The sequence below is a fragment of the Luteimonas mephitis DSM 12574 genome (assembly GCF_000422305.1).
Taxonomy (GTDB): domain Bacteria; phylum Pseudomonadota; class Gammaproteobacteria; order Xanthomonadales; family Xanthomonadaceae; genus Luteimonas; species Luteimonas mephitis.
The window spans coordinates 1-26211 of record NZ_AULN01000014.1 but is presented as its reverse complement, the minus strand read 5'-3'; the positions used below and the strand labels follow the sequence as shown (position 1 = coordinate 26211).

The window sequence follows — 26211 nt, the reverse complement described above, 5'->3', positions numbered from 1 at the left end:
GTTTTGCAACAATTTTTCCCTTATGAATCCGTAGCCTGCCGGCCTTTGCTACGGGTTCTATTCAGGAAGCGGCCGCAAGTCGCTCCGAATTTCCATCCGCTTAACCCACTCGCCCCCGGCGGTGCTCATGGCGAGCAGCCGGACGGCCCTGCCTTGCCCGCGCACGGCCAGTTCGACCTGCAGGTCGGCGACCGGCAGGCTGCCGGCGCCGCGCTCGGGCCATTCCACCAGCCACAGGGCCGCGCCGGCCTCGTCCAGACCGAGGAATTCCAGTTCCCCCGCGCCCGCGATCCGGTACAGGTCCAGGTGCATCGCCTCGCCTTCCGGAATCGGATAGCGCTCCACCAAGGTGTAGGTCGGGCTGCGGATCGGCCCCTCGACGCCAAGCGCGCGCAGCCACGCGCGCGCCAGCGTGGACTTGCCGGCGCCGAGGTCGCCGTGCAGGTACACCACCGCTTGCGCCGGCTGGGTGGCCGCCAGCGCGCGGCCGAGTGCATCGGTCGCCTCGGCGTCGGGCAGGAAACGTTCGATGATGGTCTCGCTCATGGGTTGGCCAGCCGCCGCAGCGGCGCGAACAGGTCGGAGGGCAGCAGCCCGCGTTCGCCGCCGTCCAGCGCCGCGGCATCGCCCGCTGCGCCGTGCAGCAGCGCGCCGCAGCAGGCGGCATCGAATGCGTCCAGGCCCTGCGCGCGCAGCGCGGCGATCACGCCGGTCAGCACGTCGCCCATGCCGCCGACCGCCATGCCGGGATTGCCCGCATCGATGATCCGCGCCGTGCGTCCTGGCGCGGCGACCACCGTGCCGGCCCCCTTGAGCACGACCGTGCAGCCATGGCGCTCGCACATTGCGCGCGCATTCGCGAGGCGGTCGGCCTGCACCTCGCGCGTCGAGATGCCCAGCAGTCGCGCCGCTTCCCCGGGGTGCGGCGTCAGCACCGTGTCCGCATGCAGCGGGCGCGGGCTTGCCGCGAGCAGGTTCAGTGCATCGGCATCGATGACCAGCGCCTTGCCGCTGTCGACCACGCGCGAAAACAGCGCACTCCCCCACTCCTCCTGGCCCAGGCCGGGGCCGATCGCGACCACGTCTGCCGCGATTGCCAGGCCGTCGATTTCCCCCGCCGCGTTGACTGCATGCGCCATCACCTCCGGGCGTCGCGACAGCAGCGCCGGCACGTGTTCTGCGCGCGTTGCAGCGTCGACCAGCCCGGCGCCGCTGCGCAGCGCCGCTTCGGCACTCAGCATCACCGCGCCGCCCTTGCCGTGGTCGCCGCCGACGCACAGCACGCGGCCCGATTGGCCCTTGTGCGAATTGCGTGGGCGCGGCGGCAGGAAGCGTTGCAGGTCACTGGCACGGAGCATTTCGGCGACGGCCGAGTCCGGCGGCAGCATGTCATCGTCCACGTCGAGCGTGGCAAGCTCGCATGCGCCGACGTGATCGAGCGCGGCGCCGGTAGCCAGCCCCGCGTGCGCGCCGATGAACTGCAGCGTGCGCGTGGCGCGGACCGCAACGCCGGGGACATTGCCGGTTCCGGCGTCGACGCCGCTGGGTGCGTCGAGCGCCAGCACGGGTGCGCCGGCATCGTTGATCGCGGCGACGAATGCCGCAGCCGTATCCGCAAGCGGGCGCACCAGGCCGATACCGAACACGGCATCGACCACCAGCTCGGCCCCGCCGATTGCGCCGGAAAAATCAGCGACCTGCCCGCCTGCGTCGCGACAGGCCTGCTCCGCACGCTGCGCCACTGCGCTGCGCGGTGCCACCCCGGGCAGCCGCAGCACGCGTACCTCGCGCCCGGCTTCAAGGGCATGGCGGGCCAGCACGTAACCGTCGCCGCCGTTGTTGCCTGGACCGCAGGCCACCACGATGCGCCGTGCCTGCGGCCAGTGCGCCAGCGCGCAGTGCCAAGCGGCCAGGCCGGCGCGCTGCATCAGGGTGAAATCGTCCCCGGATCGCGCCGCGGCCCGCCTCTCGGCCTCTCGCAGCGCGGCATTGTCGTACAGGGGAAAGGGGCCGCTCATCGCCGCGATTCTATACTTGCCGCGCCGTGTCCCAGTCCGCCGCCAACCCGTCCACACCCGACTATCCCGCGCTCGCCGCGCGGATCCGCCTGCTCGCGCGCGAAGCCGGCTTCCAGCGCTGCGGCATCGCCGGCATCGAACTGGGCGACGACGAGCAACACCTGCGCGACTGGCTGGCCAACGGCCTGTACGGGTCGATGGAATGGATGGCGCGGCATGGCGACAAGCGCTCGCGCCCGGCGGAACTGATTCCCGGCACCCTGCGGGTGATCTCGGTCGGGCTGGACTACGGGCGCAATGACGACGACAGCGCTTGGGACACGCTCGCCGACGGCCAACGCGCCTACGTCGCGCGCTACGCGCTGGGGCGCGACTACCACAAGCTGATGCGCGGCCGGCTGCAGAAGCTGGCCGAACGCATCGGCGAGGAGGTCGGTGCGTTCGGCCACCGCGTGTTCGTCGACTCGGCGCCGGTGCTCGAGCGCGCGCTGGCGCGCAACGCCGGCCTGGGCTGGATCGGCAAGCACACCTGCCTGATCGACAAGGACGGCGGCTCGTGGTTCTTCCTCGGCGAAATCTATGTCGACCTGCCGCTGCCGGTCGACCCGCCGGCCACCGCGCACTGCGGCACCTGCGTGCGCTGCATCGAGGTCTGCCCCACCGGCGCGATCACCGCGCCGCACCGGCTCGACGCGCGGCGCTGCATTTCCTACCTCACCATCGAGCATGAAGGCAGCATCGACGAGGACCTGCGGCCGCTGATCGGCAACCGCATCTTCGGCTGCGACGACTGCCAGCTGGCGTGTCCGTGGAACAAGTTCGCCAGGCGCACCGACGAGCCGGACTTCCGCGCCCGCAACAACCTCGACCGGGCGACGCTCGCCGAGTTGTTCGCCTGGACGGAAGACGAGTTCCTGCAGCGCACCGAGGGCTCGGCGATCCGACGCAGCGGCCATGCGCGCTGGCTGCGCAACATCGCCGTCGCGCTGGGCAACGCGCCGACGACACCGGACGTGCTGGCGGCGCTGGAGTCGCGCCGCGACGAAGCCGATCCGGTCGTGCGCGAGCACGTGGCGTGGGCGCTGGCCCGGCATGGCCGCGCGTAGCGCGGCGCGCGCCATCCGGTCAGCGCCAGATCAAGCCGCCTGCGCGGGGATCGAGTTGTTCGTGTGGGTCAACGCGTTCTGGCGGTCGACGTAGACCAGTGTCGGCTTGAACTTTTCCGCCTCGGCTTCGTCGCAGCTGCCGTAGGCGCAGATGATCACCAGATCGCCCGGCTGCGCGCGATGTGCGGCCGCCCCGTTGACCGAAATGATGCCGCTGCCTTCCTCGGCGCGGATCGCGTAGGTCGCGAAGCGCTGGCCGTTGTTGACGTTGTAGATCTCGATGCGCTCGTACTCGCGGATGCCGGAGATGTCGAGCAGGCGGCCGTCGATCGCGCACGAGCCCTCGTAGTGCAGTTCGGCGTGGGTGATAGTGGCGCGGTGGATCTTGGCTTTGAGCAGGGTCAGTTGCATGGACGGGGCCGTGGGGAGGCGGGAACGCGTCGATTTTACAGGATGCGGGCCAGGCGCCCGCAGCCAGTGGCAAAAGGGCGACCGCAGTCGCGCCTGCATGCACCGTGCGTGCTAGATCGTGAACTCGAGGTTGTCGATCAGGCGCGTGCTTCCCAGCCGCGCCGCAACGAGTGCCACGCGCGCGCCGGATCCGTCGTCGGGCTCGGCGAGGTGAATGTCGCGCAACACCGCGTAGTCGACCAGGAAACCCGCTGCGCCCAGCGCCGCGCGGGCCTGCGCTTCCACGCCCGCACGCGCCATGCCCGCACGCGCGGCGTCGCGCATCGCCAGCAGCGTGCGGTGGATCGTCGGCGCGGCCCGGCGTTCCTCCGCGGACAGGTACTGGTTGCGCGAACTCATCGCCAGGCCATCGGGTTCCCGGACGATGTCCGCCGGCAGCAGTTCGACCGGGAAGGCGAGATCACGCACCAAGTAGCGGATCACCGCCAGCTGCTGGTAATCCTTGCGGCCGAACGCGGCCACGTCCGGCTGCACCTGGTTGAACAGCCGCGACACCACCGTGACCACGCCGTCGAAGTGCCCGGGGCGGTGCGCGCCGTCGAGTACGTCGGTGATCCCGGGCACGCGCATGCGCACGGCGTGGTCGGCGCCGAAGGGGTACATCTGCTCGACGGACGGCATCCAGACCAGGTCGCAGCCCGCGGCTTCCAGCCCGGCGGCGTCGGCCTCCGGCGTGCGCGGGTAGCGGTCGAAGTCCTCGTTGGGGCCGAACTGGGTGGGATTGACGAACACGCTGGCGACCACGCGATCGGCGTGTTCGCGTGCGAGTTTCACCAGCGAGAAGTGGCCGGCGTGCAGGTTGCCCATGGTCGGCACCAGGCCGACGCGCAGGCCTTCGCGCTTCCACGCGGCGATGCGCGCACGCAGGGCCGGAAGTTCGCTCACGGTTTCGATCATGGCCTTCGCTTTCGCAGGAGCGCCCCATGGGCGCGATTGGCAGTCCTGGTAAACCCGGTCGCGCCCATGGGGCGCTCCTACAGGTAGGAATGTGCTTCGTCGGGAAAGCTGCCGTCGCGCACCGCGGCGACGTAGGCCTTCACCGCACCGGCAACGGAACCGCCTTCGGCGAGGAAATCCTTGACGAACTTCGGCCGCCGGTGGCCGCCGTTCAGGCCGAGAACATCATGCAGCACCAGCACCTGGCCGTCGCAGTGCGGGCCGGCACCGATGCCGATGGTGGGGATCGGGACCTCGGCGGTGATCGCCTGCGCCAGCGGCGTCGGCACGCATTCGAGGACCAGCAGCGTTGCGCCGGCTTCGGCAACCGCCGCGGCGTCCGCGCGCAGCTTGCGCGCGGCTTCGTCCTCGCGGCCCTGCACCTTGTAGCCGCCCAGGCGCAGCACCGATTGTGGAGTGAGGCCCAGGTGCGCGCAGACCGGGATCTCGCGCTCGACAAGGAAGCGGATGACGTCGAGCTTGTGGCCGGCGCCTTCGAGCTTGACCATTCCTGCACCGGCCTGAAGCAGGCGCGTAGACGCATCGAGCGCGCGCTCCGGCGTCGCGTCCGCCTGGAACGGCAGGTCCGCGACCAGCAGCGCGCGCGACACGCCGCGGGCGGCGCAGGCGGTGTGATAGGCGATGTCGTCGACCGTGACCGGCAGGGTCGAGTCGTGCCCCTGCACCACCATGCCCAGCGAATCGCCGACCAGCAGCAGGTCGATGCCGTTGTCATCGAACACGCGCGCAAAGCCCGCGTCGTAGGCGGTGAGCATCGCCAGCTTGTGGCCGCCGCGCTTGGCTTCGGCCAGCGCGGGAACGGTCAGGGGCTTGCGATCGTCGGGGGCGTACATGGGCAGGGTCCGGTGAAGCGCCGCAGGCCGCGACGCAGGCGCTCAGGGTAGCGCCTCGATCCCCCTGGCGGCCACGGCCGCGAGCGCGGAACGCGCCGTTCCATGGCCGGGAATCACGACCTCCGGTTCGATCTCGACCAGCGGCACCAGTGCAAACGCGCGTTCATGCAGGTGCGGATGCGGCACGCGCAGGCCGGGCTCGTCGATGGCGCCTTCGCCGAACAGGAGCAGGTCGAGGTCGAGCGTGCGCGGGCCCCAGCGCAGTTGCGCATCATCGCGCTCGCGGCCGAACTGGCGCTCGACCTCCAGCAGCGCGTCGAGCAGCCCGCGCGCGTCGAGCCGGGTTTCCAGCTTCACCGCCGCGTTGACGAAATCGGCCTGCTCGACCCGGCCCCAGGCCGGCGTCCGGTACAGGCGCGAGGCCCGCAACTGCCGCGTGTCGGGCAGGCGATCGAGCGCGGACAGCGCCTCGCGCAGGGTCGCCGCGGCGTCCCCGACGTTGCCGCCGAGTCCCACGAAGGCGATCGTGGCCGGGTTCATTCCGCGGACGCGGCAGGCCTGCGACGACGCCGGCGCCGGCGCGGGGCGGCGGGCGCGTCATCGCCCTCGCCTTCCGGTTCCGGGTGCAGCGCGATCGCGTTGTCCGGATCGTTCTGCGCGTCGCGCCAGAAGGCGACGTCGTCGGCGTGCCCGTCGGACGCGACTTGGCGCAGCGCGAGGAAATCGAACGCCGCGCGGAAACGTGGATGGGCGATCGTGCGCATCACCCGCTTGCGCTGGCGCTGTCCGGACTGGGTGGACGACAGCCGCGACTGCAGCAGCCAGATTTCCTGCATCGGCAGCGAGAACCGGCGCGGCAGCGCGATCGTGGCCAGCTGGTGCACGGTGACCCGGTCGGCGGCGCGGCGCTGGGCTTCGACCGCCTGCATGCCCTGCGCCTGCAGCGCGATCAGCGCGCGGCAGTAGGCCGGCCACAGCAGCAGCGCGAACAGGAACGCCGGCGAGACCGGCTCGTCCGCGCGCACCCGCGCATCGGTGCCGCGCAATCCCTCGATGACCACGCGCCGCAGCGCGCCGCTGCGATTGGCCTTGAGCGCCGCGGCCGACTCCGGGAACAGCACCGCCAGCAGGCCGAAATGTTCCAGCCCGAGGAAGCACTGTTCCGCGTACCCGGACAGGAACAGCTTCAGGCATTCCTCGAACAATCGCGCCGGCGCGGCCTCGCCCAGCAGCGGTGCCAGTTCGGGGATGGGCGCCGCGGTGGCGTCGTCGATGCTGAAACCGAGCTTGGCCGCGAAGCGCACCGCGCGCAGCATCCGCACCGGGTCTTCGTGGTAGCGGGTCGCGGGGTCGCCGATCAGCCTGAGCACGCGGTTCTGCACGTCCTCGAAGCCGCCGACGTAGTCGTGCACCGAGAAGTCGTCGATCGTGTAGTACAGCGCATTGGCGGTGAAGTCGCGCCGCACCGCGTCGTCCTCGACCGTGCCGTAGACGTTGTCGCGCAACAGGCGGCCATCGTCGTGGACCTGGCGGTCGCCGCTGCCGTCGTCGCTGTTGGCGCGGAAGGTCGCGACCTCGATGATTTCGCGCCCGAACACCACGTGCGCCAGGCGGAAGCGGCGGCCGATCAGGCGGCAGTTGCGGAACAGGTGCTTGACCTCTTCGGGCGTGGCGCTGGTGGCGACGTCGAAGTCCTTCGGATTGCCGCCGACGATCAGGTCGCGCACGGCGCCGCCGACCAGGAAGGCCTGGTGGCCGCCCTCTCGGAGGCGGTAGAGCACGCGCAGCGCGTTGGGACTGATGTCCTTGCGCGAAATCGGGTGTTGGTCCCGCGGAACGACACGCAGGGTTACGGCAGCAGGTTGGGTCTGGGTCGGCATCGGGCAGCCAGGGATCTCCGGGGTTGGCTACCGCTTGGCGGCATCCGTATCGTTGCTATACTAGCAAGCTGCACGGCACCAGACGGATGCCGTGCGGGCCGGCCGTCCAGCCGGCGTCGCCCCGGCGACACCCCGCTCCCTTCGTCTAGAGGCCCAGGACGTGGCCCTCTCAAGGCTAAAACACGGGTTCGAATCCCGTAGGGAGCGCCAAATATTCTGTCGTGTCCGAAGCCAACCTTCGCAACGCGACTGGGTCCATGAACGAAGCGACTCTCGCCTGACACCTCCCCCCTCTCCCGCTTGCGGGAGAGGGATGGGGTGAGGGCAGGTCGCCGGCCGTGCGTCCGAAGCCAGTCCGCGCAAGGTGCGGAACGCAACCAGACGCGACTCACGCCCGGCACGACCGCCCTTCTCCCGCTCACGGGAGAAGGGCGCGGGATAAACAAAAGCCCGCGCAGAGATGCGCGGGCTTTTGTTTGTGGGCCTTTCACTCCTGCATTCCACTGATTTCCCGTGGGAGCGGCTTCAGCCGCGAGCCCTTGAATTGCGATCAGGCCCAGACCAAAAAGCTCGCGGCTGAAGCCGCTCCCGCGAAGGTTCCCACGGGCTTTGGCCCGCCCGCAACGCGCAAGCCGCTAAAATGGCCGCGCCATCGAACCCGAGTCCCCGCCATGCCCTTCGTCGTCACCGAGAACTGCATCAAGTGCAAGTACACCGACTGCGTCGAGGTCTGTCCGGTCGACTGCTTCCACGAAGGACCCAACTTCCTGGTGATCGACCCGGACGAGTGCATCGACTGCACCCTGTGCGAACCCGAATGCCCGATCAACGCCATCTACCCGGAGGACGACGTCCCGGCCGGGCAGGAGCAGTTCGTGGCGCTGAACGCCGAGCTGGCCAAGGCCTGGCCGGTGATCACCACGCGCAAGGACGGCCTGCCGGACGCGAAGGACTGGGAAGGCAAGCCGGACAAGCTGCCGCTGCTCGAGCGCTGAGTTGCGGCAGGACGCTGGCCAGCCTGATCAGCGCAATCCCACCTTGTAGGAGCGGCTTCAGCCGCGAGTTTTTCGTGCGACAGGCATTCCGACCCAAAAAGCTCGCGGCTGAAGCCGCTCCTACAAGGGCTTGCGCCTGGGCTTGCCTGTCGACGGCAGCTTGACCGGCTGCCGGTAGAGCGCGACTTCCGCCGGCACGCGCCGTGCCAGCACCTGCAGCAGGTCCGCGGCTGCAGCGCTGCGGGTCGCCTGCCCTTCCGGCCCCAGCGCATCGACCCGGGTGCGCAGCCCCTGCCCGGGCGTCTCGATCACCAGCGCGCGGGTGCGGACAAGGAAGCGCTCGCCGCGATAGCTGACCACGTACAGGCCCAGCATCTGCGCGCGTCCCTCGTATCCGACGCCATCGAGCCCCACCAGGATCTTGCCGATCGTGTTCCAGGTGTCGAGCATGCTTTCGGCGACGGTGAACGCACCGCCATCGGCGGGAACGGGCGCGGCCACGGGCTCGGGCCGCATGTCCGCGCCGCCGCGGCATCCGCCTACCAGGACCGCAAGCGCCGCGGCCATGGCCATGAACGCAGCGCGGCCCGTCACCGGGCCGCGTGGCAAAACGATGGAGCGGGTGGTCATACCCGGCCGGGGATCAACCCGCGCCTAGCGCCGCCTTCAGCGCAGCCACCAGCTTGACCGGCGCTTCGCCCGACGCGGGCATCCCGCGCGGATCGACCGCCGACACGTAGGCGCCGGCCTGGACCTTGGTCACCCGCAGCAGGAACTGGCTGCCTTCGTAATCGACGTCGTAGGTGCCCAGGATCTGCGCCTTGCTGGCGATGGTGACGCCTTCGGTCGATGCCAGCACTTCACCGATCTTGTCGAACACCGCATCGCGATCGCCCTGCACGGTGAAACCGGTGTTGTCCGGCACCGTCGACGCAGCGGGCGCCGCCATCGATGAACGGCTGACCGATTGCGTCGCATCGCCGGGCAGCTTCATCGCACCGGCGGTATCGGGCAGGTTCAGGTCCGGCGGCACTTCCAGCGGGCGGTTTTCCGGGCTCTGCGCATAAAGATCGTTGCCCTTGCGGAACCAGCTGCAGCCGGAGGCGGCGAGAACGGCCACGGCCAGCGCGGCAACGGCAAGGAAGCGGATCGAGGGGGCGGAATGACGCATCTGGATCTCCTGCGGGTCAGGCCGCGAGTGTATCGCGGCCGGAGTGGGCTGTTCACGCGAATCGGACCAAAGACGCCGGCCCGGCGATGCTTCGTCAGCTGGCGTTGCCGGTGCCGGCGAATTCGCCCTCGATCCGGGCGATCGCATCCGACATCCGCTCGGCCAGCCCGGCGTGTGCCGGCGACAGTTCGGTCAGCGGCAACCGCAGCCCCCGGCCCAAGCCCTGGCGGGCCAGCAGCGCCTTGAGCGGGATCGGGTTGGATTCGACGCCGAGGAAGTCGTAGAGCTCGTGCAGGCGGGCATCGAGCGCCACCGCCTCGGCTTCGTCGCCTGCGCGCGCGAGGTCGCACAGTCGGCGGAACGCTCCCGGCACCACGTTCGAAGCCACCGACACGATGCCGTCTGCGCCCGCGAGCATCGCGCGCACCGCGGTCGGATCGTCGCCACTGAGCACTGCGAAATCGTCATTGCGAAGTTCCAGCAGCGCCTGCATGCGTTCGGGTTCGTTGCGCGCTTCCTTGATGCCGACGATGTACTCGTGGCCTGCCAGGTCGGCCGTGGTCGCGGGCAACAGGTCGCAACCAGTACGCCCGGGCACGTTGTAGAGCACCACCGGCAGCGCGCCGTCGTCGGCCACTGCGCGGAAATGGGCGACCAGGCCGGCCTGGGTGGGACGCACGTAGGGCGGCGTGACCACCAGCGCCGCCTCGGCGCCGAGCGCGGCGGCGCGGCGGGTCTGTTCGATGGTCTTGGCGGTGCTCGACAGGCCGGTGCCGGCAATGACCGGCAGGTGCCCGCCCAGTTCCTCCACCGCCGCGCGCAGCAGCGCATCGTATTCGGCGTCGAACAGCGTAGCGGCCTCGCCGGTGGAGCCGGCGACGACGACCGCCTGCGTCCCCGCCTGGCGCTGTGCCTGCAACAGGCGGCGCCAGGCGTCGAGGTCGAGTTCGCCGGCGGCCGTGAACGGCGTCGCGAGCGCGGTGATGCTTCCGGAAAGTCGCACGCTGGGGTCCGCCGGGCTTGGATTCATGGGGTTCGCGTGGGGATTCTCGCACTCCCGCGCGGGCGCTCGATCTGCTGGCGAATGCCGCTGATCTTGCCATTGATCTTACTTGCGGCGCGAAAGCACGGGCAAGTATGCTGGCGGCTGCATCCCGGCCACGCCGGGCCGCCGTTGACGACCTTCTCGCCCCGGACGCCGCCTTGACCGATCCAGACACCGCTGCACGCCCCGCGCCGAACGAGAACTACCTGCTGATCAACGCCTACACGACGCATCCGCAGTCGCCGTTGCTCCCGGTCACGCGGCGCATCTCCGACAGCGGTTGCAACCTGGTCGACACGCGCCTGTCCACGGTCGGCCGCGACGTGTCGGTCACCGCGCTGGCGACCGGCTCGTGGGATTCGGTCGCCAAGCTCGAGGCGATGCTGACCCGGCTCGAACGCGAGGAAGGCCTGAAGCTGGTCTGGTACCGCACCGGGCCCAAGCCCGTGCAGTCCAACCTGCTGCCGTACATCGTCGAGGTGGTGGCTTCGGACAAGCCGGGCATCCTGTTCCAGCTGGCCGATTTCTTCGACCGCCAGACCATCACCATCGAGAGCCTGCACTGCTCGCGCTATCGCGCGATGCAGACCGGCGCCGACATGTTCTCCGCGCAGGTCACCATCGGCGTGCCGGCCGACATGCACATCGCGGCATTGCGCGACGACTTCCTCGAGTTCTGCGACCACCTGAACCTCGACGCCATCATGGACCCGATGAAGTTCTGATGCCCGACACCTATGCATTGAACCCCGGCGACAAGGTCCCGGCGAAGCTGCCACTGGCGCTGTCGAACGGCGAAACCGCAAAGCTGGGCGACTACGCCGGCCAGTGGCTGGTGCTGTACTTCTACCCGAAGGATTCAACGCCGGGCTGCACCACCGAAGGCATCGACTTCAACGCGTTGCTGCCGAAACTGCGCAAGCTCGGCGCGACCGTGCTGGGCGTCTCGCGCGACTCGCTGAAAAGCCACCAGAACTTCTGCGCCAAGCAGGGCTTCCGTTTCGAACTGGTCAGCGATACCGACGAAACGCTGTGCCGGGCCTTCGACGTGATCCACGAGAAGAACATGTACGGCCGCAAGGTCCTGGGCATCGAGCGCAGCACGTTCCTGATCGACCCGAAGGGCCGGATCGCCGCCGCGTGGCGCAAGGTCAAGGTGCCGGGCCACGCCCAGGCCGTGTTCGATGCATTGAAGGCAGCCCAGGCACAGTGACATCCCCGATTTCCACCCCGCTCCACTGCCCCGCCCCGCGGGACGCGGTGGCCTGCTGCTGTCCGCTCGTCAACACGCCACCCGCCAGGACCACCCGATGACCAAAGGCAAGCGCATCTACGTGCTCGATACCAACGTGCTGATGCACGACCCAACCGCGCTGTTCAAGTTCGAGGAACACGACGTGTTCCTGCCGATGCAGGTGATCGAGGAACTCGACAACGGCAAGAAGGGCACGTCCGAGGCCAGCCGCAACGCGCGCCAGGTCAGCCGCTTCATCAACGAGCTGATCGAGGCCGAGGGTGCGGACAAGATTGCCTCCGGCCTGCCCCTCAAGCGCCCGAACGGGCTGCAGCTGCGCGGCGCCGAAAGCATCGGCCGGCTTCGCTTCCAGCTCGGCGCGCTCGAATCGCGCAAGCGCGGTGGCGACAAGGCCGACAACGACATCATCGATTCGATCCTTGCCTTGCGACAGGCCGAACCCGGCACGCCGGTGGTGTTCGTCTCCAAGGACATCAACCTGCGGATCAAGGCAGCGATCGCCGGCATCGTCAGCGAGGACTACGAGAACGACCGCGCGCTGGACGATTTCAGCCTGCTGTACACTGGCGCCAACCCGCTGCCCGAGGACTTCTGGCAGCGCCACGGCAAGGACCTCAAGTCCTGGACCGACAAGGGCCGCACCTTCTACGAAATGGAGATCGGCGAAGACGAGGAGTGGTATCCGAACCAGTTCCTCTACCTCCCCGGCGACGAGCAGACCGAACTGCGGGTCTCGAAGGTCGACGGCAAGCGCGCGACCCTGCAGGTGGTCGACGATTACCGCAGCAACTCGCACTCCGTCTGGGGCATCAGCGCGCGCAACCGCGAGCAGAACTTCGCGCTCAACGCGCTGATGGACCCGGAGATCGACTTCGTCACCCTGCTCGGCACCGCCGGCACCGGCAAGACCCTGCTGGCGCTGGCGGCCGGGCTGGCGCAGACGATGGACCAGCAGCGCTATCGGGAAATCATCATGACCCGCGCCACGGTCAGCGTCGGCGAGGACATCGGTTTCCTGCCCGGCACCGAGGAGGAAAAGATGACGCCGTGGATGGGCGCGCTGACCGACAACCTCGAGGTGCTCACGCACAACCAGGAAGGCGGCAGCTGGGGCCGCGCGGCGACCAACGACCTGCTCGCTTCGCGGATCAAGATCCGTTCGCTGAACTTCATGCGCGGGCGCACGTTCCTGAGCCGCTGGCTGATCCTCGACGAGGCGCAGAACCTGACGCCCAAGCAGATGAAGACCCTGATCACCCGCGCCGGCCCGGGCACCAAGATCGTGTGCCTGGGCAACGTCGAGCAGATCGACACGCCCTACCTCACCGAGACCACGTCGGGCCTGACCTACGCCGTCGACCGCTTCAAGAGCTGGGCGCACAGCGCGCATGTCACCCTGCGCCGCGGCGAGCGCTCGCGGCTGGCGGATTACGCCTCGGAAGTGCTGTAGGGCAGGCGCGCGCCTGCACCGGCCCCCCTCATTCCCGCGCAGGCGGGAATGAGATCAGCGCCCGGAAAATCCAGAATACAAGGCGGCATCCCCGAGTGTTCTTGCCGGGAATCCATGAACATTGGCGGCCCTGCCTGAAAGCTCGCGGCTGAGACCGCTCCCACAAAGTGGAAGGCCGTCATCCCCGCAGGCTGTCGGGGATCGATGCCGTCGCCGGCTTACGATCCTGCGCGCTGCGACTCGATGTACTGCAGCGCCGCTGACAGGTCCTTGAAATAGCTGGCCGGGTCGTCGCGGCGCACGATCCCGACGCGCATCAGCTTGCGCAGCACGCCCAGGTTGGCGCCGCTGGGCAACACCGCGATGCCGCGCCTGCGCAGGTTGTCGAGGGTGGACTCCAGCCGCTTCAGGCCGGTGGCGTCCATGAACGGCACCCGTTCCAGCCGCAGTACCACGTAACGCGGCGGCTCGCGCGTCCACGACAGTGCGCGCTCCAGCGAGTCGACCGAGCCGAAGAAGAACGGCCCCTCGATCGCGTACACCGCCACGTCCTCCGGCAGCGCTTCGAGCCCGGCTTCGGCGAGTTCCTGCGCCAGGCTCGCCTGCCCGTGCTCGACCACCTCAACCGAAGCGCTCATCCGGCGCATGAACTGGAACATCGCCAGGATCACGCCGATGTTCACCGCCACCACCAGGTCGGTGAGGATGGTCAGCGCGAATGTGATCAGCAGGATCGCGACGTCCGCGCGCGGCGCCTTGCGCACCAGCCGCAGGAAGCGCCGCGCTTCGCTCATGTTCCACGCCACGACGAACAGGATCGCCGCCAGCGCGCACAGCGGCACCTTGCCCGCGTACGGGGCGAGGACCAGCAGGATCAGCAGCAGCGTGATCGCATGCACCACGCCGGCCAGCGGCATCGTGCCGCCATTGCGGATGTTGGTGGCGGTGCGGGCGATGGCGCCGGTCGCGGCGATGCCGCCGAACAGCGGCGAGATGATGTTGGCCACGCCCTGGCCGATCAGCTCCTGGTTGGAATCGTGCTTGGTGCCGGCCATGCCGTCGGCCACCACCGCCGAGAGCAGCGACTCGATCGCGCCGAGCATGGCGATGGTGAATGCAGAGGGCAGCAGGAGCAGCATCCGGTCGAAGCCCATGTCCGGCAGCTCCAGCTTCGGCAAGGCGCGCGGGATTTCACCGAAGGTGGATTCGATAGTGGCCACGCCGCGCAGGTCGAACACCGTCACCACGGCCGTGGCCGCGATCATCGCCAGCAGCGGCCCGGGCACGCGCGACAAGCCAGGGATGCGCGGCCCTGCCACCGCCAGCGCCAGGCTGCCCAGCGCCAGCAATGCGGTCGCCGGATGCAGTTGCCCGAACGACTGCAGCAGCTGCCAGGTCTTGAGGTAGAACGGCCCCTCGCCCGGTGCCGGCAGGCCAAAGAAGTACTGCCACTGGCCGATCCAGATGATCACCGCGATGCCGGCGGTGAAGCCGACGATCACCGGATCGGGGATGAAGCGGATCACCGCGCCGAGCCGTGCCAGCCCCATCACCACCAGCATCACGCCTGCCATCAACGTGGCCAGCAACAGCCCGCTGACGCCGAATTGCGCCACCACGCCGGCCAGGATCACGATGAACGCGCCGGTGGGCCCGGCGACCTGCACCCGCGAACCGCCGAACAGCGAGACGGCAACGCCGGCAATGATCGCCGTATACAACCCCTGCTCCGGCTTGACCCCAGACGCGATCGCGAACGCCATCGCCAGCGGCAACGCGACCACGCCGACGATCACGCCGGCGACGATGTTGGGCATCCAGTGGGCGCGGCGGAACAGCCCCGCGCGCCAGGCTTCGACGACCGCGATCATGCGCCGTCCCCCGACTTGAGCCGCACACCGCGTCCGCCGGATGGACTCGCGGTGTTCTCGCCGATCAGTTCCAGGCCCGCGCCGTCGAGTGCGGCGACCACCTTGGTCAGCGAATCGACGTTCCCGCGCACGTTGCCGGTACTCGTCTCCATCCGCTGGATCGTCGGCAGCGAAACTCCTGCCAGCCGCGCCAGGGTGCGCTGGTCCACGCCGAGCAAGGCCCGCGCCGCCCGCATCTGCGCCGCCGTGATCATCGGTTCACCTTAGTCTTCATGCATGCTTGTTGATGTTTAGAACATCACAAAGACCGTATGATACTGCAGCAAATGCGACGCATGTAAAGTCGCGCGCAGACATTCCGCCTGCCATCCACGCCCCGGATACAACGCCCGCCATGCCCAGATCCACCAGCGCCCTGACCATCGCCGGCTCCGATTCCGGCGGTGGCGCGGGCATCCAGGCTGACCTCAAAACATTCGCCGCGCACGGCGTGCACGGCCTGTCGGCGATCACCGCGCTGACCGCGCAGCACACCCGTGGGGTGACCGCGGTGCACGTGCCGCCGGTGGCGTTCCTGCGCGCGCAGATCGATGCCTGCCTCGAGGACTTCGACATCGGCGCGGTGAAGCTGGGGATGCTGGCCTCGGTCGAGGTGATCCACGCGGTGGCCGACGCGCTGCAGGCCTGGCGGCCGCCGCACGTGGTGCTCGACCCGGTGATGGTCGCCACGTCCGGCGCGCGGCTGCTGGAAGCCGATGCGCTCGACGCGCTGCGCACCCGGCTGCTGCCGATGGCCACGGTGCTGACCCCGAATACCCCGGAGGCGGAACTGCTGCTCGGGCGGCCCATCGCCGACGGCGCCGCTGCGGACGAAGCGGTCGTTGCGCTGCGTGCACTGGGCGCGTCCGCGGTGCTGCTCAAGGGCGGCCATCTCGACGAAGGCGACACCGTGACCGACCGCTACGCCGACGCCACGACCACCGCCCGCTGGCAGCAGCCCCGCATGGACGTCGACGGGCACGGCACCGGCTGCACGCTGGCATCGGCGATCGCCGCCAACCTGTGCCTGGGGATGACCGCAGAAGCGGCCTGCGGAGCGGCGATCGGCTACGTCCACGTCGCGCTGGCACACGGCCACGCGCCGGGACGCAGCGCGGTGCGGGTGCTGGACCATTTCGGCGCGCGGCGCACGTGACCGGCACGATCGAAGCGGTCGAACTTCCGCTCGCAGCCGCCGACGGCCACCGCTACTCCCTGCTCGCTTGCATCCCGGCACGCCCGGAACGCGCGCTGCTGTGGCTGCCCGCGCTCGGCGTGGCAGCGAAGCACTACCTGCCGCTGGCCGAGGCCCTCGCCGCGCGCAGCGTGGCGGTGTTCGTGCACGAATGGCGCGGCAACGGATCGAGTTCATTGCGCGCCGATCGCCGCCACGACTGGGGGTATCGCGAACTCCTCGTCGCCGACCTGCCGGCTAGCGAGCAGGCCATCGAACAGCGATTGCCCGGCCTGCCGCGCATCTTCGGCGGCCACAGCCTTGGCGGGCAGCTGGCCTGCTGCCGGCTTGCGCTCGACCCGCGGGCCGCACGGACGCTGTGGCTGGTCGCCAGCGGCGCGCCGTACTGGCGCGCGTTCCCGTCGCCCACGCGCTGGTGGCTGCCGCTGGCCTATCGTTTCCTGCCGTGGCTGGCGAAAGCCTGTGGTGCCCTGCCCGGCCGCCGCATCGGCTTCGGCGGCAACGAGGCGCGCGGGCTGATCCGCGACTGGGCACGCACCGCGCTGGGCGGGCGCTACGCCGCCAGCGGTCTGGACAATGATCTCGAAGCCCGCATGGCCGCGATCGAAGTCCCGGCACGCGCCGCGATCATGTGCGACGACTGGCTGGCACCCGAATCGTCGCTGCGCTTCCTGCTGTCGAAACTGCCGCGGTCGCCGCTGCAGGCAAGGACATTCGACGCCAGCGCGCTGGGGACGCGGGCCGACCATTTCGCCTGGATGCGTGAACCCGCCGCCGTGGCCGCGTTCCTCGCCAGCCCGTAGGAGCGCCCCATGGGCGCGATCTTCCGGGCAAGTCCATCGCGCCCATGGGGCGCTCCTACGGGCCGAGGCCGAGCTTCACGGCCTAGTCATGGCAAGCGGTTCAACCGGCAGCAAGCGCGTCCCACTCGTGCTGCGATGCGACTTCGCCTGCCGCAGCCTCGTCGACCGCGGCACTGCCATAGCCGTCCGGATTCATCGACTGCCAGCGCCAGGCATCGCGGCACATCGCCTCGACGTCGAGCTCGGCGCGCCAGCCCAGCAGTCGCTGCGCCAGCGAAGGATCGGCATACACCTGCGCCACGTCGCCGGCGCGGCGCCCCACGATCTCGTAGGGGATCTCGCGCCCCGAGGCTTTCGCGAACGCACGCACCAGTTCGAGCACGCTGACGCCTCGGCCGGTGCCGAGGTTCACCGTGAGGCTGCGATCTTCCCTCGCGAGGTAATCGATGGCGTCGGCATGCGCGCGTGCCAGGTCCATGACATGCAGGTAATCGCGCACGCCGGTGCCGTCGACGGTGGGCCAGTCGCCGCCGAACACCTGCAGGCGCTCGCGGCGACCCACCGCCACCTGGCTGACATAAGGCATCAGGTTGTCGGGGACGCCGCCCGGGTCCTCGCCGATCAGCCCCGACGGATGCGCACCCACCGGATTGAAGTAGCGCAGGTTGGCGGCGTGGAACGACGGGTCGGATTCGCACAGGTCGCCGATCAGCTGTTCCATGACCAGCTTGGTGCGGCCGTACGGGTTGGTGGTGCGCAGCGCGGCATCTTCGCGCACCGGCACGCTGTCGGGGTCGCCGTACACGGTCGCCGACGAGCTGAACACCAGTCGCTTCACGCCCGCCGCCTGCATCGCCTGCAGCAGGTGGATGGTGCCGGCGATGTTGTTGTCGAAATAATCCAGCGGCCGCCGGCAGGAGTCGCCCACGGCCTTGAGCGCGGCGAAATGCACGACCGCGTCGAAGCGCGGGCCGTCGAACAGCGCATCGAGGTCCGCGCGGACCCGCAGGTCGGCCTGCTGGAAGAAGACCGGGGCACCGATGATCCGCCGCAGCCGCTCGAGCACCCGGGGCGAACTGTTGGCGAAGTTGTCGGCCACCAGCAGGTCGTGGCCGCGCCCGGCCAGCACCGTGCAGGCATGGCTGCCGATGTAGCCGGCCCCACCGCATACCAGGATCCGCATCTTCCCCACCCTGCAAGTGCATTGCTTCGACAAACGCGGGAAGCGCGTGATTCCGGCAAGCACGTCGCGCGAACGGCGGCCGATGGCCTCGCATCGGCGATCAATGCGTTTATCAGGTCACCATCCACTTCTTGTCGCCCCGGGCCGGTCCGATAGACTGCCCCGGTCGACCCACCGGGCCCTTCGATGACTTCGCCAACATGACCGCGGCGCTTCCTGCACAAGACGACATCCGCATCGCCGTGATCGGGCTGGGCTACGTGGGGCTGCCCCTGGCAGCCAGCTTCGGCCGCCGTTACCGGACCCTCGGCTTCGACATCGATGGCGGCCGCATCGCCGAGTTGCGCCAGCACCACGACCACACCCTGGAGATGTCCGCCGACGAACTTCGCGCGGCGGACAAGCTCAAGTTCAGCAGCGACCCGCAGGCGCTGGCCGGCTGCAACGTATTCATCGTCACCGTTCCGACGCCGATCGACGACTACAAGCGGCCCGACCTGCGTCCGCTGGAGTCGGCCAGCCGCACGGTGGGCCGCGCGATCGGCCGCGGCGGCGTGGCGATCTACGAGTCGACGGTGTACCCCGGCGCCACCGAGGAAGTGTGCGTGCCGATCATCGAAGCCGAGTCTGGGCTGAAGTTCAACCAGGACTTCTTTGCCGGCTACAGCCCCGAGCGGATCAACCCCGGCGACCGCGAACACCGGCTGGAAACCATCCTCAAGGTCACCTCCGGATCGACCCCGGAAGTGGCCGATTTCGTCGACGCGCTGTACGCCAGCATCATCACCGCCGGCACCCACAAGACTTCCAGCATCCGCGTCGCCGAGGCCGCCAAGGTCATCGAGAACACCCAGCGCGACGTCAACATCGCGCTGATCAACGAGCTGTCGCTGATCTTCCACCGCTTGGGCATCGACACCCACGAAGTGCTGGAAGCCGCCGGGACGAAGTGGAACTTCCTGCCGTTCCGCCCGGGTCTGGTCGGCGGCCACTGCATCGGCGTGGATCCGTACTACCTGACCCACAAGGCCCAGCAGATCGGCTACCACCCGGACGTGATCCTGGCAGGGCGCCGGATCAACGACTCCATGGGCAGCCATGTCGCGCAGCGCGTGGTGAAGCTGATGCAGCAGCGCGGCTTCCAGACCACCAACGCGAAAGTGCTGGTGCTGGGGCTGGCGTTCAAGGAGAACTGCCCGGACCTGCGCAACACCCGGGTGGTGGACATCATCCGCGAGCTGAAGAGCTACAACGCCGATGTCGACGTGCACGATCCGTGGGTCGCGTCCGCGCACGCCGAAGCCGAGTACGGGCTGGCACTGGTCGACAAGCCGGAACCCGGCCGCTACGACGCCGTGGTGCTGGCAGTGGCGCACGACCGTTTCGTCGCGCTGGGGGCCGAAGGCGTGCGCGCATTCGCCAGGCCCGGCGCGGTGCTGTTCGACGTCAAGCGTGCGCTTCCGCGCGAGAGCGTGGACGGCTGCCTGTAACCGAAAACAGGGGCAGCCCTGCACCAGCTTCCCGTACAGGCGGCTTCGCCCGCGAGCCTTCCTCGAGAGCGCCCGGCGCCGCAGGTGCACGTTCACATGCTCCGTTGAACGGGATCCCGCGAGGAGCGACTGCCGGGCATCCGGTCCAATTGACGGCATCCCGGTCCACAGTTCGAGGCTGAACCCATTCCTGCAAGGACGCTGCCCGTTGCCTCCTGCCGGTCGCCTGCTACCGTTTACCCTCTGTCACCGCTCCACGAATCCAAGACACCACCATGCGCATCCTCGTCACCGGCGCCGCCGGCTTCATCGGTTCGAAACTCAGCGAACGCCTGCTGGCGCGTGGCGACGAGGTGCTCGGCTACGACAACCTCAACGATTACTACGACCCGCGGCTGAAGGAAGCGCGGCTGGCGCGGCTGATGCCGCTGCCCGGCTTCTCGTTCCTGCGCGCGTCGCTGGAGGACCGCGCCGCGCTCGACGCCGCCTTCGTCGACTTCAAGCCGCAGCGCGTCGTCAACCTCGCCGCCCAGGCCGGGGTGCGTTATTCGCTGGAGAACCCGCACGCCTACGTCGAGAGCAACATCGTCGGCTTCATGAATATCCTGGAAGCCTGCCGCCACAACGGCGTCGACCACCTGGTCTATGCGTCGTCGAGCTCGGTCTACGGCAACAACCGCAAGCTGCCGTTCGCGGTCGAGGACAGCGTCGACCACCCGGTGAGCATGTATGCCGCCACCAAGAAGGCCAACGAACTGATGGCGCACACCTACAGCCACCTGTTCAACCTGCCGACCACCGGCCTGCGCTTCTTCACCGTGTACGGCCCGTGGGGCCGACCGGACATGGCGCTGTTCCTGTTCACCCGCAAGATCCTCGCCGGCGAGCCGATTGACGTGTTCAACCACGGCCACCACACGCGTGACTTCACCTACGTCGACGACATCGTCGAAGGCGTGATCCGCACCCTCGACCAGGTCCCGGGGCCCGACCCGGCGTACGACCCGCTGGCGCCTTCGCCGGCGACGTCCAGCGCGCCCTACCGCGTCTACAACATCGGCAACAACCGGCCGGTGGAGCTGCTGCGCTACATCGAGGTGCTCGAGGAGTGCCTCGGCCGAAAGGCCGAGAAGCGGCTGCTGCCGCTGCAGCCGGGCGACGTCCCGGACACGTATGCCGATGTGGACGCGCTCCAGCGCGATACGGGCTACTCGCCGTCGACGCCGATCGAGACCGGCGTGGCGCGGTTCGTCGAGTGGTACCGGGACTTCTATCGCGCGTGACCGCGCCGGCTCCGCCGGCGCACCATCCAATCCCGTCGCCGTCTGGCCGCCCGCGCACGCACTTCGCGTTCGTATCGACAGGCTTCGAGGAGTACCACTGAGATGCGCCACCTACACGGAATGATGCTTGCCGCCGGCCTGTCAATACTGCTGGGTGCGTGCGCCAGCGGTGGCAAGGCCGCCTCCGGGCCTCCGCCCGCCGCCGCCATCAAAGCGGTCGAATCCTACATGATCGGCGTCGACGACATCGTGCAGGTGACCGTCTGGCGCAACCCCGACCTCGGCATTACCGTGCCGGTGCGCCCGGACGGCAAGATCTCGGTGCCGCTCGTCGGCGACGTCGCAGCCGCCGGCAAGGCTCCGGCCGATGTTGCACAGGACATCCAGGAGAAACTCGCCACGTACGTACGTGATCCGCAGGTAGCGGTGATCCTCACCGACCTGCGCAGCCATGAATACCTCTCGCGCGTCCGCGTCACCGGGGCGGTGCGCCAACCGGTCTCGATCCCGTATCGCCCCGGCATGACTGTGCTCGACGCCGTGCTGGCCGCAGGCGGGGTCACAGAGTTCGCCGCACCCGACCGCTCAGAACTGCATCGAAAGAGCAGCGAGACGGCATCGGCCTACTCGGTGCGGCTTGACCGGATCCTCGGCAAGGGTGACCTGTCGACCAACTACCCCGTCTCGCCTGGCGACGTCATCACCATCCCCGAACGCGTGCTCTGATGGCCCAGATCGCACTGCCGTCGCGACGACCCGCCCTGGTCGCCGCAGCAGCCAACACGCTGCCGCCCAACGAACTGATCCCGATCCTCCTGACCGAGGGGCGCAGGCGGATGGTGTCGATGGTCGCGATCTTCGCCACCATCGCACTATTGACCCTGCTGGTCGGCCTGCTGCTGCCGAAGAACTACAGTGCGTCCACCACCATCCTGGCGCAGGAAAGTGACATCATCCAGCCGCTGCTCGAAGGCCGCGCGGTGGCCACTGGCGTGATCGACCGCGCCGGCATCGCCCGCCAGGTGATCTACAGTCGGCGGGTGATGGAATCGATCCTCAAGTCCGGCGGCTGGCTCGAGAACAACCCCTCGCCGCTGCAGCGTGACCGCCTTCTGGAAGACATCCAGAGCCGCATCCGCATCACCGCCCCTCGGGTGAACCTGGTCGAAATCGAGTACCGCGATTCGGATGCCCGGCGCACCTTCGAGGTGACCGACCAGCTCGCTGCGCTGTTCATCCAGGAGTCGCTGGCCACCAAGGAACGCGAAAGCCGCGATGCCTACGAGTTCATCAACAAGCAGGTCGAGGACTACCACAAGAAGCTGACCGACGCCGAGAACAACCTGCAGGCCTACCGCGGCCAGAACGCCGATGCACAGCCCGGCACCGCAACCGACGTCAACACCAGGATCAGCTCGCTGCGCACCCAGGTGGAACAGACCCGCATGACCCTGCTTGAACAGCAGTCTCGGCAACAGTCACTGGCGTCGCAGCTGGCGGGGGAATCCGCGGTCACCGCGGTACAAACCCGTGATACCTTGTATCGCTCGCAATTGATGGAGCTGCAGACCCAGCTCGACAGGCTGCTGCTGACCTACACCGACCAGTACCCGGACGTGGTACGGATCCGCCACCAGATGGCCGACATCCGCCGTTCGATGGAGGCCGAACAACAGTCCGGCACCAGCAGCCAACAGCGCGGCAACGCCTTCGAAGACACCCAGCTCAATCCCCACTACCAGGAACTGCGCAGCCAGCTGGCCCAAGCGCAGCGCGATGTCGCGGCGACCCAGTCGCGCCTCGGGATCTCCCAGTCCATGCTCGATGGCGAACTCGACCGCAGCCGCCGCGTCGCGGCATCGGAGAGCGTGCTCGCCGAACTCACCCGAGACTACGAGGTCAATCGCGACCTGTATCAGGATCTGCTGCGGCGGCGCGAGAATGCGCGCGTCTCGATGGAGCTCGATCGCGAGAAGCGTGGCCTGACACTGCGCGTGCAGGACCCCGCTGTGATGCCGCTGCGCCCCACCGGCCTGCGCTTCATGCACATCGCCTTGGCGGGGCTGATGTTCGCCGTGGCCGTGCCGCTGGGGCTGCTGTTCCTGCTGGCGAGGTTCGACCCGCGAATCCGCTCGGCGCGCACGCTCCAGCGGCAAACCGAACTTCCTCTGCTGACCGTGGTGCCGCTGTACAACACCCGGCATGATCGCCGCACCAGGTTCATGCGCACCGTGACCAGCTTCGCCATCGTGACAATTGTGGTGGTCGCCTATGCAGCCATCTATGGCTACAAGCAGATGCACGGCTGAGATGCAAGACATGAATAGAAACGACAACGACCACACAGCGCTTTCCGGCACGCACGGCAGCCGTGAGCCGGGCACCGATGCGCCACGCCGCTCGATCATGCGCGCGGTGGAGTCGCAGGCACTCAGCACGCGCGTCCTCGAGGACCGCAGGCTGATCCATCGCAACGATTCCGTGCGCGAGCATGCCGATGCCTTCCGCGAGCTGCGCACCAAGATCCTCGCCGCCAGCGGCAACCGCAACAGCGTCACGCTCGTGGCTCCGATCGCGCACGGTTGCGGCGGCAGCTTCGTCTCCCGTAACCTCGCCGTGGCCTTCGCGTTCGACGAGACGCGCTCGGCGCTGCTGATCGATTGCGACTCCCGCCATCCCGCCCAGCAAGCGGCGCTCGATATCGAGGCGAGCGGAGGCGGCCTGATGGACTACATCGACGACCCGGCGATGGACATTTCGCGGGTCGTCTACGCCACCGGCATCCCGCGACTTCGCCTGGTTCCGAGCGGCCAGGTGCGCGAGGCTACCGGCGAGCGATTCACATCGTTCCGGATGCGCGCGATGGTCGACTCGCTGCGCAGCCGCTTCGACGATGCGCAGCTGATCATCGACAGCCCTCCCGTGCAGGGCTCGCCGGACGCGCGGATCCTCTCGGCCCTGGCCGACCACGTCGTGCTCGTCGCGGGATACGGGCGCGTGACCACCGAGCAGATCAGCCAGGCGGCGGCAAGCTTCGAGCCGGAAAAGCTGGTTGGCGTGGTGTTCAACAACACCCCATAGCGAAGGGAAGGCAGTGCCATGAGCACCAGACGCACCGATAGGGCAGGACATCGGTTCTCCATGCTGGCGGTGGGACTGCTTGCCGCGACCACTGCTGATGCCGCGCAAATCGATTACACCATCGACGCCGGCATACAGCAGGACGACAACGTCACGCTTGCCACGAACGATCCCATCGAGCAGCGCTTCCTGCGCGCCGGGATCGGGTTCGGCGTGCGCCAGGAGTCATCCGCGTTGCAGCTGAGCCTCGACGGCCGCGCCGAGTACCGCAACTACCGCGACGACGTATTCTCGGACACGCTCGACGGCACCCTCACCGGACGCCTGAACTGGGTCGCGATTCCCAGCCGCCTGCACTTCACAGCCGAGGACAACCTCACCGTGCAGCCGGTGGATGCGCTGATCCCGAACGCACCGGGCAACCGCCAGCAGGTGAACGTGCTTTCGGTCGGGCCGACCATGCTGTTCAAGTGGTCGCGGACGCTCGACGGACAGGCCGACCTGCGCTACATCGACAGCCGTGCGGAAATCACCGACGAATTCAATTCCCGGCGCTATGAGCTGTCGTTGCGCGGGATCAAGCAGCTGAACGCCATGTCGAGGCTGTCGCTCAACACGCAATTCCAGGACGTTGATTTCGACGCCGATGCCTCACCCGATTACCGGCGCGCCAATGCCTATGCGCGCTACGCGCGCACCCTGTCGCAGTTCGACCTCGGCATCGACGCCGGCTACTCGTGGATCCATTACCGCACCAGCACCCGCGAGGATCCATTGCTACGCTTGAACCTCGGATGGCGCCCCACCCAGCGCAGCGAGTTCACGCTGGCCGCGATCAGCCAGTTCTCCGACACCGCCAGCGATGCCCTCGCCGGCATCCCGCCCAACGCGACCGTTCCGGAGTTCGTCCCGGTCGGCGACACGGTCATCAACGCTTCGGCGTTCCGCACCCGGCGCCTGTCGCTGGATTACAGCTATACCGGCACACGCCTGCAATTCCAGGTTGGCCCGTACATCGAAACCCGGCGCTACATCGACGCGGACATGTACAACGAGGACGGCGAAGGCGGACGGTTCGATCTCAGCTGGCGCCTGCGGCCTCTCACGACGCTGGGCGCGCTGGGCAGCTACGAGGTGCACGACTACACCGTGCTCCAGCGCAAGGACAAGGTTCTGCGCACCAGCGCCTATGCGCAGCGCGACTTCTCCCGCCACTGGAGCAGTCGGCTGGAATGGATCCGCTACGAGCGAACCTCCTCGCTGGCGGCCCGGGATGTGGCGCAGAACACCATCTATCTCAGCGTCATCTACCGCAACCGCTGAAGCCGACGACGATGCCTGCCGACCGCCAGTTTCGACACGCAACGTGGCGACGCGCGGGGCCGGGGATAGCGCTCCTCGTGCTGGCCGTTGTGTTCGCCGCGGTCGACAGATGGGGAACCGGCGATGCCCAGGCCCGGGTCGAACCGGCCGTTGACGACATCGCGCTGCAGTCCGAACCGGCACCCGCGCCAGTGCAGGACAGGCCTGCCACCGAGCCGCCTGACGCGCCGGCCGGTCTTGCGATGGACTTGTCGTTCGTGGATCGCACGTCAGCGGCGTACTCGCAGTTCCGGAATTGGGTCGACCTCGCCGTCTCGGGCCGACCCGGTTACGCATTCTCCGCCAGTGATGCGGCACTGATGCATCAGCTCACCGGAAACGCGAAGTATTGCGCGCTGGCAGTGAACATGATCGAGGAACAGGTCGCTGCCGCCGAAGCGGCGATCGCCTCCGGCAGCAAGCCGGAGGTGGCCCGCGATTCGTACCTGTATGTCGGCGAGATGATCGCCGACCTGTCCACCACCCTACAGGTCTGCGCCGCGCGCGTGTCATCCGCACAGAAGACCCGCTGGTCGAACTACGCCCAGCAGGCCGTGTGGAACGTCTGGAATCCGAGCGCCGCCACCTGGGGCGGACGCAGTTTCCCTTGGTCGGGCTGGTCCACCAGCAATCCCGGCAACAACTACTACTACAGCTTCATCGAGGCCACGATGTACTGGGCCCTGGCCAGCGGCAACAGCACCTGGATGAACCTGCTGCGCA

At 68.4% G+C, this 26211-nt stretch carries 26 protein-coding genes, 1 tRNA gene and 1 pseudogene; 15 read left to right on the top strand and 13 right to left on the bottom strand.

Going from position 1 to position 26211, the window contains the following annotated elements:
* Positions 1–57 precede the first annotated feature (57 nt).
* Positions 58–546 (bottom strand): tRNA (adenosine(37)-N6)-threonylcarbamoyltransferase complex ATPase subunit type 1 TsaE, encoded by a 489-nt coding sequence (gene tsaE, locus H570_RS0105000; RefSeq protein WP_156899854.1) that lies wholly within the window; start codon positions 544–546, stop codon positions 58–60.
* Positions 543–2018: an NAD(P)H-hydrate dehydratase gene (locus tag H570_RS0104995; RefSeq protein WP_027079787.1), complete on the bottom strand. Its 1476-nt coding sequence runs from the start codon at positions 2016–2018 to the stop codon at positions 543–545. Before H570_RS0104995 ends, tsaE begins: the two co-directional genes overlap by 4 nt.
* A 26-nt stretch (positions 2019–2044) precedes the next feature.
* On the opposite strand from H570_RS0104995, the gene queG reads away from it, so the two are divergent.
* Positions 2045–3124, top strand: a complete 1080-nt coding sequence (gene queG / locus H570_RS0104990) for a tRNA epoxyqueuosine(34) reductase QueG (protein ID WP_027079786.1) — start codon at positions 2045–2047, stop codon at positions 3122–3124.
* A gap of 30 nt (positions 3125–3154) precedes the next feature.
* Here the strand turns inward: queG and panD are convergent, their stop codons facing one another.
* The 5 genes from panD to pcnB form a co-directional block, all read right to left on the bottom strand.
* Positions 3155–3535, bottom strand: a complete 381-nt coding sequence (panD, locus tag H570_RS0104985; protein WP_027079785.1) for an aspartate 1-decarboxylase — start codon at positions 3533–3535, stop codon at positions 3155–3157.
* 111 nt (positions 3536–3646) lie between these two features.
* A complete protein-coding gene (gene panC, locus H570_RS0104980) occupies positions 3647–4492 on the bottom strand; it encodes a pantoate--beta-alanine ligase (RefSeq protein WP_027079784.1) in 846 nt (281 codons plus the stop codon).
* 77 nt (positions 4493–4569) lie between these two features.
* Complete coding sequence (gene panB, locus H570_RS0104975; RefSeq protein ID WP_027079783.1) at positions 4570–5385, bottom strand: 3-methyl-2-oxobutanoate hydroxymethyltransferase; 816 nt, start codon at positions 5383–5385, stop codon at positions 4570–4572.
* Positions 5386–5427: 42 nt separating this feature from the next.
* A complete protein-coding gene (gene folK / locus H570_RS0104970) occupies positions 5428–5925 on the bottom strand; it encodes a 2-amino-4-hydroxy-6-hydroxymethyldihydropteridine diphosphokinase (protein ID WP_027079782.1) in 498 nt (165 codons plus the stop codon).
* On the bottom strand, positions 5922–7265 hold the full coding sequence (gene pcnB, locus H570_RS0104965; RefSeq protein ID WP_051176141.1) for a polynucleotide adenylyltransferase PcnB: 1344 nt from the start codon (positions 7263–7265) through the stop codon (positions 5922–5924). Before pcnB ends, folK begins: the two co-directional genes overlap by 4 nt.
* Positions 7266–7399: 134 nt before the next feature.
* On the opposite strand from pcnB, the gene H570_RS0104960 reads away from it, so the two are divergent.
* Positions 7400–7475, top strand: a tRNA-Glu gene (locus H570_RS0104960).
* Positions 7476–7936: 461 nt separating this feature from the next.
* Entirely contained in the window at positions 7937–8260 is a 324-nt protein-coding gene (fdxA, locus tag H570_RS0104955) for a ferredoxin FdxA (protein ID WP_027079780.1), read from the top strand.
* Positions 8261–8380: 120 nt separating this feature from the next.
* Here fdxA and H570_RS0104950 read toward each other — a convergent pair whose 3' ends face one another.
* From H570_RS0104950 to dapA, 3 genes are all read right to left on the bottom strand, one after another.
* Positions 8381–8776, bottom strand: coding sequence for a hypothetical protein (locus tag H570_RS0104950; protein ID WP_156899853.1), 396 nt, complete (start codon positions 8774–8776; stop codon positions 8381–8383).
* Between the two features lie 127 nt (positions 8777–8903).
* On the bottom strand, positions 8904–9431 hold the full coding sequence (locus tag H570_RS0104945) for a hypothetical protein (RefSeq protein WP_027079778.1): 528 nt from the start codon (positions 9429–9431) through the stop codon (positions 8904–8906).
* A gap of 94 nt (positions 9432–9525) precedes the next feature.
* Positions 9526–10434 carry a 4-hydroxy-tetrahydrodipicolinate synthase gene (gene dapA / locus H570_RS0104940; RefSeq protein WP_027079777.1) on the bottom strand — a complete coding sequence of 303 codons (909 nt, stop codon included), beginning with the start codon at positions 10432–10434 and terminating at the stop codon, positions 9526–9528.
* Positions 10435–10568: 134 nt separating this feature from the next.
* On the opposite strand from dapA, the gene H570_RS0104935 reads away from it, so the two are divergent.
* The 3 genes from H570_RS0104935 to H570_RS0104925 all read left to right on the top strand — a co-directional run bounded on the left by H570_RS0104935 (position 10569) and on the right by H570_RS0104925 (position 13181).
* Positions 10569–11201, top strand: coding sequence for a glycine cleavage system transcriptional repressor (locus H570_RS0104935; protein WP_027079776.1), 633 nt, complete (start codon positions 10569–10571; stop codon positions 11199–11201).
* The gene (locus H570_RS0104930; RefSeq protein ID WP_051176140.1) at positions 11201–11689 is read left to right on the top strand and encodes a peroxiredoxin; all 489 of its coding nucleotides are present in this window, start codon (positions 11201–11203) and stop codon (positions 11687–11689) included. Before H570_RS0104935 ends, H570_RS0104930 begins: the two co-directional genes overlap by 1 nt.
* A gap of 97 nt (positions 11690–11786) precedes the next feature.
* Positions 11787–13181, top strand: coding sequence for a PhoH family protein (locus tag H570_RS0104925; RefSeq protein ID WP_027079774.1), 1395 nt, complete (start codon positions 11787–11789; stop codon positions 13179–13181).
* Positions 13182–13399: 218 nt separating this feature from the next.
* Here H570_RS0104925 and H570_RS0104920 read toward each other — a convergent pair whose 3' ends face one another.
* Together H570_RS0104920 and H570_RS0104915 are read right to left on the bottom strand one after the other, a co-directional pair.
* Positions 13400–15052: a SulP family inorganic anion transporter gene (locus H570_RS0104920; RefSeq protein ID WP_027079773.1), complete on the bottom strand. Its 1653-nt coding sequence runs from the start codon at positions 15050–15052 to the stop codon at positions 13400–13402.
* Positions 15049–15306: a helix-turn-helix domain-containing protein gene (locus tag H570_RS0104915; RefSeq protein WP_027079772.1), complete on the bottom strand. Its 258-nt coding sequence runs from the start codon at positions 15304–15306 to the stop codon at positions 15049–15051. The genes H570_RS0104920 and H570_RS0104915 overlap by 4 nt, the downstream gene beginning before the upstream one ends.
* Positions 15307–15446: 140 nt before the next feature.
* Between H570_RS0104915 and thiD the strand changes: the two genes are divergently transcribed.
* The gene (gene thiD, locus H570_RS0104910; protein ID WP_027079771.1) at positions 15447–16247 is read left to right on the top strand and encodes a bifunctional hydroxymethylpyrimidine kinase/phosphomethylpyrimidine kinase; all 801 of its coding nucleotides are present in this window, start codon (positions 15447–15449) and stop codon (positions 16245–16247) included.
* Positions 16244–17089, top strand: a complete 846-nt coding sequence (locus H570_RS0104905; RefSeq protein ID WP_245559540.1) for an alpha/beta hydrolase family protein — start codon at positions 16244–16246, stop codon at positions 17087–17089. Before thiD ends, H570_RS0104905 begins: the two co-directional genes overlap by 4 nt.
* A 100-nt stretch (positions 17090–17189) precedes the next feature.
* On the opposite strand, the gene galE is transcribed toward H570_RS0104905, so the two are convergent.
* A complete protein-coding gene (gene galE, locus H570_RS16455; protein WP_084499800.1) occupies positions 17190–18272 on the bottom strand; it encodes a UDP-glucose 4-epimerase GalE in 1083 nt (360 codons plus the stop codon).
* 200 nt (positions 18273–18472) lie between these two features.
* On the opposite strand from galE, the gene H570_RS0104895 reads away from it, so the two are divergent.
* The 7 genes and pseudogenes from H570_RS0104895 to H570_RS16445 all read left to right on the top strand — a co-directional run.
* Positions 18473–19762, top strand: coding sequence for a nucleotide sugar dehydrogenase (locus H570_RS0104895; protein WP_027079769.1), 1290 nt, complete (start codon positions 18473–18475; stop codon positions 19760–19762).
* 275 nt (positions 19763–20037) lie between these two features.
* A complete protein-coding gene (locus tag H570_RS0104890; protein WP_027079768.1) occupies positions 20038–21045 on the top strand; it encodes an NAD-dependent epimerase in 1008 nt (335 codons plus the stop codon).
* A 102-nt stretch (positions 21046–21147) separates the two neighbouring features.
* Complete coding sequence (locus tag H570_RS0104885; RefSeq protein WP_084499798.1) at positions 21148–21771, top strand: XrtA/PEP-CTERM system exopolysaccharide export protein; 624 nt, start codon at positions 21148–21150, stop codon at positions 21769–21771.
* Positions 21771–23354, top strand: coding sequence for an XrtA system polysaccharide chain length determinant (locus tag H570_RS0104880; protein ID WP_084499796.1), 1584 nt, complete (start codon positions 21771–21773; stop codon positions 23352–23354). The genes H570_RS0104885 and H570_RS0104880 overlap by 1 nt, the downstream gene beginning before the upstream one ends.
* Before the next feature lie 97 nt (positions 23355–23451).
* Positions 23452–24126 (top strand): P-loop NTPase family protein, encoded by a 675-nt coding sequence (locus H570_RS16450; protein WP_211219078.1) that lies wholly within the window; start codon positions 23452–23454, stop codon positions 24124–24126.
* Positions 24127–24144: 18 nt separating this feature from the next.
* Complete coding sequence (locus tag H570_RS0104870; protein WP_156899852.1) at positions 24145–25449, top strand: porin family protein; 1305 nt, start codon at positions 24145–24147, stop codon at positions 25447–25449.
* Positions 25450–25460: 11 nt separating this feature from the next.
* Positions 25461–26211, top strand: a pseudogene (locus tag H570_RS16445) (hypothetical protein); the annotation flags it as partial.